Below are 12,394 nucleotides of genomic sequence, written 5' to 3'. Positions count from 1 at the left end.
AATTAATATCCTTTAAGAGCAAAGCGAACCGCGCCTATAAAAGACTTAAGTACTTAGATAGTGTGTGTTTGCGAACCTTTGGGTCTAAATCCAAGACAGCATTGTTGTCGCTAATCATTTGTAGATAAGTCATAAAATCAAAAGAGAGTTTTCCTGTGCGCGAAAATAACGCTACTGCACCACCGTCTGTTTTGCCCAATGCGATGGGTCTAACGCCAATACTCCTTTTCGTGGTTCTTGTCGTCGTTACGGGGATCACAACGAACGACATTACAGCAATGCCAATTCTAGTGGCATTCTTCATTAGTGCTGGTTACGGACTGTGTTTAAACCCCAAGGGCAAAAAGGTGAGTTTTTCTGAAAAAGTGCAAACCTTTTGTAGAGGAGGCGGCGATAAGAATATCATCTTATTGGTACTGATTTTCCTGCTGGCGGGGGCATTCTATGCCGTCACTATTGATATTGGCGCAAGGGATGCCACGGTGAATATGGCACTACAATTTGTGCCCTCTGCATTGATATTGCCAGGCCTTTTTTTGATTTGCTGTTTTATATCATTTTCTATGGGTACATCCATGGGAACTATTACTGCTTTATCGCCCATAGGTGCAGGCCTTGCTACCAGCCTAGGGCTGCCGGTTGAAATGGCGTTAGGTATTGTCGTGGGCGGGGCGATGTTTGGTGATAACTTATCGTTTGTGTCAGACACCACCATTGCTGCAACGCGTACACAAGGGGTACAGTTAAAAGATAAGTTCCGTGCGAACTTAATGGTGGCGGTACCAGCGTGCATCGTTACCATGGCGCTGTTACTCATGGTCGATGTAGACACGTCAGGTATCGTTGAAGGTGGCAGCTATGATTTCTGGCGTATAGTTCCTTATCTGTGCATTATCGCTTTCGCGCTTACCGGATTCAATGTAATCAGCGTTTTAGCGGTTGGTATTGCCAGTGCCTGTGTGGTTGGCTTGGTGCAAGAAAGCTTTACCATGCTTTCAATGACGCAGAGTATCCAAAAAGGCATGGGCTGGATGCAAGACTTGGCGATGATTGCTATTACCATAGGTGGTATTGTAGCGCTTATGCACGCTAATGGCGGCATTGCCTGGTTAATTGAACGTTTAACTCGCAGAGTGACGTCTAAAAAGGGTGCCGAGTTTAGTATTGCTGGGTTAGTCAGCTTTTTAGATATTACCACCGCGAACAATACTATCGCGATTGTTACGGCAGGCCCGATTGCTAAAGACTTGAACGAAAAGTACGGCGTTGACCCTCGTCGTACCGCATCGTTACTGGATATCTTTTCCTGCAGTTTTCAAGGTTTAGTACCCTACGGTGCGCAGCTATTAAGTGCTGCCGCGGTAGTGGGAATTTCACCTTTAGCCATCACGCCTTACTGCTGGTACCCCATGCTTATATTCGTGTTTGGTGTGGCGGCGATATGGTTTGGGTTTCCGCGTTTTAAAACCCCACAAGACGATGAACTAACCCAAAGCGCGTAAATTCACGTAACGCTTAACACACTAGCTTTTAAGGGCGGTATTTTCTAGGATCACCGCCCGAATTTTATTGATGTATAGAAAAACTCTGTAGGATGCGACTTTGTCTTCACCACTTGTGATAAAACCTCTCTATAACAAACTTGATGACTGCTTAAGCGCCGATAAATTTCGTTTAAAGCGCCGCATAACGCAGCTTGTACAAAAAGCAAATGGCGCGTCTTTGGGTAATAAAGTACAAGCCGAAAATGGCGGTTCGTTGAATAAAGGCACGCCTAAGCCAGCCAGTGAAGACCCGCAAAATAAGACCATGCTTAGCGAAGACAGTCTACGAGCGCAGTTTGAAAAGCTAAATGCAGATATCGATGCATCAATAGAAAAACGCAATTGGCGGAAGGCGAATTTACCCAAAGTAGAGTACCCACCGCTGCCGGTGAGCGATAAGAAAGAAGACATTAAGGAAGCCATTGCTAATAGTCAGGTGGTGATTGTTGCAGGTGAAACCGGGTCGGGTAAAACAACCCAGTTACCTAAGATTTGCTTGGAATTAGGCCGTGGGGTTAGCGGCATGATTGCTCATACTCAGCCAAGACGATTGGCGGCGCGCAGTGTAGCAACCCGCATCGCCGAAGAGCTCAACACCCCTTTAGGTGAGAAGGTAGGCTTTAAAATTCGCTTTAGCGATCAGGTCAGTGAGCGAAGCTACGTGAAACTGATGACCGACGGTATGCTGCTGGCTGAAATGCAGCAAGATCGTTTTTTAAATCAGTACGATACTATCATAATAGATGAAGCCCACGAGCGTAGCCTTAATATCGACTTCTTGCTGGGCTATCTTCGACAGCTTCTGGATAAGCGCCCTGAGTTAAAGCTTATCATAACGTCTGCTACCATCGATCCTGAACGTTTTTCAAAGCACTTTAGCGACGCACCTATTATCGAAGTAAGCGGTCGTACTTACCCGGTAGAAATTCGCTACCGCGCTCCTGAAGATATTGATGAGGAAATGGACCAAAGCGATGCTATTGTTCATGCCGTTGACGAGCTTATGCGTGAAGCGCCGGGTGATATTTTGGTGTTTTTAAGCGGCGAGCGTGAAATCAGAGACACGCAGGATGCGCTCAGCAAGCAACATTATCGCAATACTGAAATCGTGCCCCTTTATGCAAGACTATCTGCCGCTGAGCAAAACCGTATTTTTCAGTCGCACAGCGGCAGGCGAATTGTGCTTGCTACCAACGTGGCTGAAACCTCGTTAACCGTACCAGGGATTAAGTATGTTATAGACCCGGGATTTGCGCGTATTTCACGATACAGCGCGAGAAGCAAAGTACAGCGCTTACCTATTGAGCCAATATCACAAGCGTCAGCAAACCAGCGGGCAGGGCGATGCGGCCGTGTTTCAGACGGTATTTGTATTCGTTTGTACAGTGAAGACGATTATTTAGGGCGCCCGGAATTCACCGACCCTGAAATTCTGCGAACCAACTTAGCATCGGTTATTTTGCAAATGCTCGCTTTAGGTTTGGGCGATATTGCGGCATTCCCTTTCGTTCAGCCACCGGACAACCGCAACATCAACGATGGCTTTCGCTTACTTGAAGAAATTCAGGCAATAGCAAATGGGAAAGGCAGGCAGCAAGGCAAAATGCAGCTTACTTCGTTAGGGCGCCAAGTGGCACGATTGCCCATCGACCCGCGCTATGCGCGCATGGTGATTGAGGCAGATCGCACCAATGCTTTAAGTGAGGTTATAGTGATCGCCGCTGGTCTTTCTATTCAAGACCCGCGAGAGCGCCCTCAGGAAAAACGCCAGCAAGCGGATGAGAAGCATAGCCAATACCACGATAAAGACTCTGATTTCATTAGCCTATACAACTTATGGATGGCGTTCAGAGAACAACAAAATGCACTGAGCCAAAACCAATTGCGCAAATGGTGTAAGCAGAACTTTATTAACTATCTGCGTATGCGTGAGTGGCAAGACATCGTGAGCCAGCTTAAAAAGTCTATCGCTGAGCTAGGTTTTGGTATTTCCAAGCAAGAAGCCGACTATCAGGCTATTCACCAAGCCATTGCCAGCGGCTTATTGTCACACATGGGCTTTAAAGACAAAGAGCGCGAGTACATGGGGTCGCGCAATTCCCGCTTCTTGATTTTCCCTGGTTCTGGCTTATCAAAGTCTCAGCCAAAATGGGTGATGGCGGCCGAACTCGTTGAAACGTCTAAGCTGTTTGCACGAGTGGTGGCGAAAATAGATCCCGCATGGGTCGAGCCCTTAGCCGAGCACGTGGTGCAAAGAAGTTATTCTGAACCGCACTGGTCGAAAAAGCGCGGTGCGGTTATCGCGTTTGAAAAAGTCACGCTGTTTGGCCTGCCTATCGTCATGAAGCGGGCCAAGGTTTATAGTCTGATCGACCCAGCAATTTGTCACGAGTTGTTTATTCGAGAGGCCTTGGTTGAAGGTAATACCAAGTTAAATTATAGCTTTTTGCAAGATAATCAGGCGCTACTTGAACAAGCCGATGAGTTTGAACAAAAGACCCGTCGGCGCGACCTCATTGTCGATGACGAGGAGCTAGTTAGTTTTTACGCTAAGCGTATTCCTGTTGAAGCGAACAACGATGCCGCGTTTAAGAAGTGGTTCAGGCAGCACGGTAATAGCGACACCTTAACCTTTAAGGAAGAAGACGTTTACCGTCAGCAGCCAGGTCAATCGGTAGCCAATGCTTTTCCGGATGTATGGCGCCAAGGCAACATTACTTTGCCGCTGCGCTACAATTTTGAACCCAACGCTGAAGATGACGGTGTCACCGTGGTTATTCCACTGCCAGTGCTTAATCAGGTGGACAACGTCGGATTCGATTGGCTAGTGCCGGGGTTAAGGCATGAGCTTATTGTTGGCTTAATTAAAACCTTGCCTAAACGCCTTCGCCGCAATTTTGTTCCGGCCCCCAACTTTGCCGAGGCGTGTCTTGCTGATATTAGCGAGACAGATAAGAACAACCGCCCTGTGCCCATTCTTGATGCTGTTACCGATAAACTCCGCAAGATGACAGGGGTTGTTATTGAAAGCGAAGAGTGGAACCTGTCACAGCTTGATAAGCATTTAACAATGCACTTCGCCGTGGTCAATGATAGCGGTGACGATATTGCCAAAGGCGATGATCTTCATGCACTCAAACAGCAGTGCGCAGGCCAGGTTAAACAAACGTTTGAAAAGGCCGCGACCCCAGAATTAGAGCGTAGCAACATAGAGCAATGGGATTTTGAAAGCTTACCAGAGACATTCGTTCAAAAAGTCGGTGGTTTTGAAGTGCAGGCTTTCCCTGCACTGGTCCAAAAGGGCGAAAAGGTCGACATTGCTCTAGTTGAAGAAGCAGACAAGGCTCGAGCACTACACAAGCAGGGCGTTAATGTGTTGATTAAAAATGCCATGCCATCACCACTTAACTATCTGCAAAGCAAGCTTCCCAATAAAGCAAAACTCGGCCTGTATTTTAACCCGTTCGGCCAAGTCAAAGCGTTAATCGATGACTGCATTTTTGCTGGTATTGATGCCATAGTGAGTGATTTTAGCCAAGCTAACAATACAGACATCCGCAATAAAGCTGACTTTGAAGCATGTTTAGACATTGCACGAGCGAATATCAACGACAAAGTATTAGAGATAGCAAAACAGGTTGAACAAGGGTTAACCCTTGCCCATCAATGTCAAAAACAAATGAAAGGTAATGTGCCTTTGACCATGATTAACGCGTTAGGTGATTGTAAAGCGCACTTGGCATCCTTAGTGTTCCCTGGTTTTGTTTCAGAGATTGGTGAGTCAAGGCTCGATGACTGGAATCGCTATATCAAAGGGCTTGCTCGCCGCTTAGAGAAATTGCCTATCGACCCCAATAAAGACAGAATGCACCAAATTACGATAGAAAAATCGATTAAAGAGTGGGAAAAAGCGTGTTCGAAGTATCCAAAAGGTAAGGTACCTCAAGACTTACTCGACGTGCGATGGATGATAGAGGAGTTACGTGTTTCTTTATTCGCTCAGCAGCTGGGTACCGCTTATCCTATATCAGCCAAACGGATCACCTTGTACCTCGCTGATTTTTAGGGAGAAGGATTGGCTTGTTGGGCGTGTTTTCTTCTTTTTTCGAATAAACATCAAGCTATAGGGTTAAGGCTTTTTAGTTTTGTTGAATAAATATTGAACAGTTAGATTGACAAGTTATGCGCATCACCCTATAACAACAGATGTAGTCGTAAGCGAAGAGCTAAAAATCAGGAGAAGTAGAGATGTTGGGATACGACGATAAGCGAAATTTTTTCAGGATGATGGTAAATTCGCCGTGTCAGTTGCAAATTACTGACGATGAGTCGAGCCGGACCATGCAGGCGCTGTGTAAAGACATCAGTGCAACGGGCATGTCATTAGAAGTAGATGAACCCTCAATTGAAGTGGGTACGCAAGTGAGCGTTGCTATAGAATCTTCAAGCTCACAAATACCGTCTCTTGCAGCTTTAGCAACCGTAGTGCGCTGCGAGCCTGAATCAGAGTCAAGCTGTATCATAGGCGTTGAAATCTCGCAGATGAAATAGCCATCTTCTTTCTCGTTGGCGACGCTTTCGCTTCGCCTTTGTGATTGCCGCTATGCTATTTTTTGCCTTGATGCAGCATTGTCGTTGCACGTCTTTGTTTTCGCGTTTAGGGAATGGCAAATTAGGCTGTTCTATTGCAACGCTGTCCAGTTAATGCGTTGCCCTATCAAAGTAAACGTTCACTACTCTTCAATAAGTATCTAAACTCTCATCTACTTTAACGAATAGCACGTTTAGTTTTTTCTATTTTCTAATCATCTTCTAATTGATAATAATTCTCAATATTGAGAAAGCATCCTGATTTCAACGTAAAGAGAGTTACCACTATGAAAAAAACTATAACCTTTGCCGTTATGCACTTTACCGTAGCGTTTACCGTCGCTTATTTACTTACTGGCAGTGTTGTAGTCGGTGGGGCCGTTGCACTTGTTGAGCCAGCAATTAATACGGTTGCCTTTTACTTTCACGAAAGGGTTTGGAAAGAATTAGAAGCACGACAAGAAGGTACATCATTTGAAGCCATGTCTGTCAAGACGGCGTCGCGAGCTGACAACCAAGAGATTAGGTTTGCCTCATAATGGCGCGAAGCTAAGAGCTATCTCATAGGAAACACTGTCTTTATTTAGTAAGTATAAAAAAGCGCCTGTGCGTATTCTATACAGGCGCTTTTTTATTAATCGTCAGTTACTTCACATACTAGGCCTTTGAGGTAATACCCTTCGGGGTAACTTCCGATAATAGGGTGGTCTGACGCTTGATTTAAACGTGCGATTATCTTTATGGTACGACCTGCGTCGAGCGCGGCATCGGCGACGACCTTTTGAAAAAGATCCGCAGGCATTAGCCCTGAACAGCTAAACGTAAGCAACAGTCCGCCCGACTTAACCGCGTGGATCCCGTACATATTGATGTCTTTGTATCCGCGCGCAGCGCGGTTCAACGTTGCTTTACTATCCACGAACTTTGGTGGGTCAAGAATAACCATATCGAACTGTTTACCTTGTTCGTGATACTCGCGAAGCGCTTTAAACACATCTTTATTGATATATTGCGCTTTGTTTTCGTCTAAACCGTTTATTGCCACGTGATGCTTAGCCAAATCTAGCGCTGGTTGAGACACATCAACGTTGGTCACCGAGTTTGCGCCGCCTGATAGGGCGTAGCATGAAAACGTACCGGTATAACTAAAGCAATTGAGTACGTCTGCGTCTTTTGCGTAATGAGCGGCGGCTGCACGACTGTCCCGTTGGTCTAGATAAAAACCCGTTTTATGGCCGTTTTCGATATCCACTACAATGTTGATACCGTTTTCTAAAACCGTTACCTGCATGGGCGGTTCGCCATGAAGCACGCCTGTCACAGGATCCAACCCTTCTTTTTTGCGCACATCCACATCGCTTCGCTCATAGATATGAATGTCGGGCATAAGTTTGGTGATAGCCCAGACTATTTTGTCCCTGTGTTTCTCACCGCCAGCGCTTAACAACTGAACCACGGCGACATTGTCGTAAAGGTCTATCGTTATCCCTGGAAGGCCATCACTCTCTGAGGCAACCCAACGAAAGGCATTGGTTTTACTCGGGTCAAAAAGGCGTTTACGCAATGTTAAAGCGGTTTCTAAACGGCGCAGAAAGAAACCATTATCAATACTTTCCTCTTTCTTAAACGTCCACATGCGAACCCGAATTTTTGATTCTGGCGAATATGCACCTTTGCCTAACCAGTCGCCTTCTGAATCGTATACGTCTACTGTATCGCCAACGCGAGCCCGTCCTTTTAACTCAGCCACGGCGCTTTCAAAAACCCAAGGGTGTTTGCGGCGTAGTGATTTATCTCTAGATGGTTGTAATATAACCTGTGCTGACATATAGGCTCTCGTAAAATGTTATGCGGTACTGCGAATGGTCGCGATTATACGCAATTTCCTATGCTCTGTGTTGAATAAACTCGAAAGAAACCCAAACTGTTCGTTAAGAAAACACGTACCGAATCTTTTATGAAAAGGAATAAATATCATTATGCAATATGTCGATTTCGAAAAAGGATGCAGACCCGATGCGCTGGTCGTCAATGAACGCGAAAGCTATTCATTGTCACAAGGCAAAGTAAAAGTAGACGTAAAGGCGTTTGGGATAAACAGAGCCGATACACTGCAGCGCCAAGGCAATTACCCGCCACCGCAAGGAGAGAGTGAAATCTTAGGCTTAGAAGTAGCTGGCGTGGTTTCTGAAGTCGCCAGTGATGTGAGTACTTTTAAAGAAGGGGATAAGGTCTTTGGTTTAGTTGCAGGTGGCGGATACGCAACAGAAGTATTGGTAAACCCCGCTCACCTTATGCCTGTCCCTGAAGGAATGCCGTTTTTCGAAGCTGCCGGTCTTACCGAGGTGTTCCTTACTGCATTTCAATGCTTGCGTACCATAGCTCACATTAAACCTGCCCAGCGCGCTCTCATTCATGGCGGTGCTAGCGGTGTTGGGTTGGCGGCTACGCAATTATGTCGCTATTGGGGAGTACACAGCGCAGTGACGGCATCAAGCGAAGAGAAACTGTCGCTGTGCGAGCAAAATGGTGCGGAACACTTGATAAACTACAAACAACAAGCGTTCGATGATGTGCTTAAAATGGAATGGCCCGAAGGTGTAGATATGGTGCTGGACATGGTGGGAGGAGACTACCTCAATCGCAATCTTAAAGTGCTCAAACAAGACGGCAAAGTGGTTTATCTTGCGATGTTAGCGGGACGTTATGCAGATAACCTCGATATGGCCTTGTTGCTTGGAAAGCGGGCCTCAATCATTGGTACTACGCTGCGAAATCGCAGTGATGATTATAAGGCTGATCTTATTCGAGATTTTGCGGCTGTGTGCCTATCCGCGTTCGAAAGCGGTGAGTTAAAAGTGAATATTGATACACACTATCATATTGATGACATCAGTAAGACCCATGCCAGATTAGAAAATAACGATACCCAAGGGAAATTAGTGGTTTCTTGGTAGGGAAGACTATTGGGAAGCCTACTTGCCAACGTAAAAAATAGAGGGGTATTAGGGTATTCAAAGGAGCGTTATCTCATGTGAGATATCGCCCCGCTTTCTTTCTAAATATAGATTGGGTTGGGCAAAACCGTTATCAGTTGAAAGGGGCATGAGGTAATCTCAAACCAAAACGTTTTGCCTTTGTGCCCATGCTAACTACTGACGAAACCCTCATCTACCTTCGTTGGATTAGCTTCAGCCGCGCCTCGCGCTAAGTCGTCGCATCGTTCATTTTCTGGATGACCAGAGTGGCCTTTAACCCAATGCCAGTTCACGTCGTGTTTTTTAACCGCCTCATCTAGACGTTTCCATAAATCCGCGTTTTTCACTGGTTTTTTATCTGAGGTACGCCAGCCATTTTTACGCCAGTTATGGATCCACTGGTTTATACCGTTTTTCACGTATTGACTGTCGGTAGTAAGTTCAACCTTACAAGGTTCGGTAAGGCTGTTCAGTGCTTCAATAGGCGCGAGAAGCTCCATGCGGTTATTTGTGGTATGCGTAAACCCGTCGCTCAATTCTTTTTTGTGCTGCTTATAAATGAGTACGGCACCGTAACCGCCGGGCCCTGGATTACCTAAACACGAACCGTCGGTATATATATGGATGGTTTTTTGAGCCACAGCGCTTCCTTTAATTTATCTTGTCTTTTCCCTTAGCGGATTGCGAAGGGGTTGATATACTATCAAAAAATGAAAGCGTAATTATAGTAGAGGTTCCATGCGCCAAATTGTACTCGATACTGAAACCACCGGTATTGACCCCAAAGAAGGCCACCGTATTATCGAAATTGGTTGTGTTGAAGTCGTGAACCGCCGGTTAACGGGGAATCACTTTCATGTATATATCAACCCTGGCCGCCATATAGAGCAAGAGGCTATTGAAGTTCACGGTATCACCAACGAATTTCTTGCCGATAAGCCAACGTTTTCACAAGTTGCTCAAGAATTTGTTAGTTTCATCAAAGGTGCTCAGCTGGTTATTCACAACGCGCCGTTCGACGTGGGCTTCATGGATCATGAATTCAAAATGGAAGCGTCGACGTCGGGCGTTATTACCAGCAAAATCTGCGACGTACTTGATACACTTACCCTTGCTCGCCAAATGCACCCCGGGCAGAAAAATAACCTTGATGCTTTGTGTAAGCGTTACGGTATAGACAACAGCCACCGTACCCTCCACGGGGCCTTGCTAGATGCTGAGATACTCGCTGATGTTTATCTACTGATGACGGGCGGGCAAACAAAGTTAAAACTCGCATCATCAGGAGGCAGTGAAACCGACTCTACCGCAATTCGCAGGGTCGCTCGCAGCACAAATAAATTAAAGGTTGTTAAAGCTTCCGCCGATGAGTTAGCAAAGCACGAAGCTCGCCTGGATATTGTTGAAAAGGCGGGGGGCAAATGTCTATGGCGTCCTCATCAAGAAGAGGTGTCCTAACTTTTTTCACATCATCAGATTTAACACACCATTAGAGTGCAGGAGCAACGTAGCGTGAGAGTGTGGTTTTATTGGGTATTTATTCTGGCATCATTGATTCACACTAGTGCTGCTGCGCAGTCTCAAGAAGATGAGCGAGACGCTGCGCGCCAGCTTGCTGACAGCGCGCTTCAAACTACTCAAGAAAACGATCAGTCTATAGATACGTCCGTGCTTACCGAACTCGGCGACGACTACACGAATTCGATAAAACTCTTACAGAACCGTTTCCGGGTTGACTATAACGTAAAAGAAATCACCATGGTTTTCTTTCGCGAGTATGGCTCCGCTCCCGTTGTTCTGGTTAGGCCAGATGGCTCAAAGCTATTTCAAGGGCGTTTCGATGAAGAAAAGGTCCAGTGGTTTGATTCTGATACCTTTGACATGATCACAATTAAAGATCCAGTACCAGGGCCATGGCAGGCAGTCGGCCAAGTGCTACCAGAAAGTCGAGTCATGGTTTTATCGAATATTGAACTTCACGCCGACCCTCTGCCTGAGGTACTGTTTGCCGGTGAGATTCTGAAATCAACGGCCTACCTTACCAACAACGGCAAGAAGATTGAGCATAAACAATTCAGAGACGTAGTGGAGCTTGATATTGAGTTTAAAAGTACCAACAACCCTAATTTTGGTAACTTTGGTACTGGCGATCAAACTATCGCCACCTTTCGTGATGATGGTAGGGGAATGGACGAGCGACCTGCTGACGGTATTTTCACGGGGCAATTTAATCTAAAAGTTGCTGCAGGCGAATGGAAGCCTGTCTTCAGAGTCAGTACGCCCATGTATACCCGAGAGGAAGAGGGCTCGCCTATCGTGCTTCACGACAACCCTGTGTCAATTAATGTCGAGATGAATGGCGGCGGTGATGGCTATCATAAAATTGTTATTGACGTTAATAGGGAACTGGTAGACATCGAATCTTTGTTGGTGGACGGAAAAGTTAAGTTCCCTAATGCAGACATGCAGAACTTCTCTCTTACTGAAGGAGGTAGCGAACCGCGAGAGCATTTGATTGTTGCCTACGAAAGAGGAATTTTTCGCGTAAAAGTTACCGCATATGGGGCTACCGTTGATGGAAGAGACTTTATTTTAGATGTGCCTGAATTTAGTTTTGTAGCAGAAGGACCGATAGAGCCTGAAGTTGAAGACCCGTTAATAAATGGGGAAGACCCGATAGTTGACGGTAGTGCGCCTATCATAGCGCCAATAGCCGATAACACGGTGACTGAAGATAATGTTATCGATGAAGATGAAATGGATGAAGGCACCTTGACGCTTTTGTTGGTTGCGATTAATGGTTCAATTGTTCTTATTGGTGTTATTGCAGCGGTTGTGATTATTGTTGTGCGTAAAAAAGGAAGCGCAGCTAAATCAAAGTCAACGTCTAAACCTGGGGTTAAGCCCACGCAAACAACTGATGCTGACATTACGATGGAATCACAACCTAAAGGCTTCAAAAAAATTCTGGGTATGTTTAAAAAGAAGAAAAAAACAGACGGCGCATAGTCAAATCGGTTTAAATGAGAGGTCTAGCGTCGCTAATTTATTCATATTGAATTTTATTTCGACATAATGCCTATTTAACAGGCAAACAAACCGCAGATGACAATTTTATTAATAAAAAGCGTTGACTCCACATGGGGGAATACGTATTATCTGCGCCGCAGTCAGGGGACAGGGCAACATCAGCCAGGTCAACTTACTGATAACATTGAAGATGTGGAGCGGTAGTTCAGTTGGTTAGAATACCGGCCTGTCACGCCGGGGGTCGCGGGTTCG

Annotated in this window: 10 protein-coding genes; 8 read left to right on the top strand and 2 right to left on the bottom strand. The window is 45.8% G+C overall.

Features of this window, described 5'->3' with window-relative positions; translation table 11 throughout:
- Positions 1 to 155 precede the first annotated feature (155 nt).
- The 4 genes from JC525_RS08805 (at position 156) to JC525_RS08790 (ending at position 6,673) form a co-directional block, all read left to right on the top strand.
- Positions 156 to 1,502: a Na+/H+ antiporter NhaC family protein gene (locus JC525_RS08805; RefSeq protein ID WP_198815495.1), complete on the top strand. Its 1,347-nt coding sequence runs from the start codon at positions 156 to 158 to the stop codon at positions 1,500 to 1,502.
- Between the two features lie 100 nt (positions 1,503 to 1,602).
- The gene (gene hrpA / locus JC525_RS08800) at positions 1,603 to 5,610 is read left to right on the top strand and encodes an ATP-dependent RNA helicase HrpA (protein ID WP_198815494.1); all 4,008 of its coding nucleotides are present in this window, start codon (positions 1,603 to 1,605) and stop codon (positions 5,608 to 5,610) included.
- 182 nt (positions 5,611 to 5,792) lie between these two features.
- The gene (locus tag JC525_RS08795; RefSeq protein ID WP_120959722.1) at positions 5,793 to 6,095 is read left to right on the top strand and encodes a PilZ domain-containing protein; all 303 of its coding nucleotides are present in this window, start codon (positions 5,793 to 5,795) and stop codon (positions 6,093 to 6,095) included.
- A gap of 326 nt (positions 6,096 to 6,421) precedes the next feature.
- Positions 6,422 to 6,673: a DUF2061 domain-containing protein gene (locus JC525_RS08790; protein WP_198815493.1), complete on the top strand. Its 252-nt coding sequence runs from the start codon at positions 6,422 to 6,424 to the stop codon at positions 6,671 to 6,673.
- A gap of 95 nt (positions 6,674 to 6,768) precedes the next feature.
- On the opposite strand, the gene JC525_RS08785 is transcribed toward JC525_RS08790, so the two are convergent.
- The gene (locus JC525_RS08785) at positions 6,769 to 7,962 is read right to left on the bottom strand and encodes a class I SAM-dependent rRNA methyltransferase (protein ID WP_198815492.1); all 1,194 of its coding nucleotides are present in this window, start codon (positions 7,960 to 7,962) and stop codon (positions 6,769 to 6,771) included.
- 151 nt (positions 7,963 to 8,113) lie between these two features.
- Here JC525_RS08785 and JC525_RS08780 point away from each other — a divergent pair, with 151 nt between their 5' ends.
- A complete protein-coding gene (locus JC525_RS08780) occupies positions 8,114 to 9,091 on the top strand; it encodes an NAD(P)H-quinone oxidoreductase (protein ID WP_198815491.1) in 978 nt (325 codons plus the stop codon).
- 191 nt (positions 9,092 to 9,282) lie between these two features.
- Here the strand turns inward: JC525_RS08780 and rnhA are convergent, their stop codons facing one another.
- Positions 9,283 to 9,753 carry a ribonuclease HI gene (rnhA, locus tag JC525_RS08775; protein ID WP_198815490.1) on the bottom strand — a complete coding sequence of 157 codons (471 nt, stop codon included), beginning with the start codon at positions 9,751 to 9,753 and terminating at the stop codon, positions 9,283 to 9,285.
- A 97-nt stretch (positions 9,754 to 9,850) separates the two neighbouring features.
- On the opposite strand from rnhA, the gene dnaQ reads away from it, so the two are divergent.
- The 3 genes from dnaQ to JC525_RS20105 all read left to right on the top strand — a co-directional run bounded on the left by dnaQ (position 9,851) and on the right by JC525_RS20105 (position 12,346).
- Positions 9,851 to 10,570: a DNA polymerase III subunit epsilon gene (dnaQ, locus tag JC525_RS08770; protein WP_198815489.1), complete on the top strand. Its 720-nt coding sequence runs from the start codon at positions 9,851 to 9,853 to the stop codon at positions 10,568 to 10,570.
- Between the two features lie 54 nt (positions 10,571 to 10,624).
- Positions 10,625 to 12,121: a TIGR03503 family protein gene (locus JC525_RS08765; protein WP_198815488.1), complete on the top strand. Its 1,497-nt coding sequence runs from the start codon at positions 10,625 to 10,627 to the stop codon at positions 12,119 to 12,121.
- A gap of 96 nt (positions 12,122 to 12,217) precedes the next feature.
- A complete protein-coding gene (locus JC525_RS20105; RefSeq protein WP_269822341.1) occupies positions 12,218 to 12,346 on the top strand; it encodes a hypothetical protein in 129 nt (42 codons plus the stop codon).
- Positions 12,347 to 12,394: the final 48 nt, after the last annotated feature.

It is taken from the genome of Alteromonas sp. IB21, from assembly GCF_016405965.1.
Lineage (GTDB): Bacteria > Pseudomonadota > Gammaproteobacteria > Enterobacterales > Alteromonadaceae > Alteromonas.
This window is presented reverse-complemented; position numbering and strand designations above follow the sequence as displayed.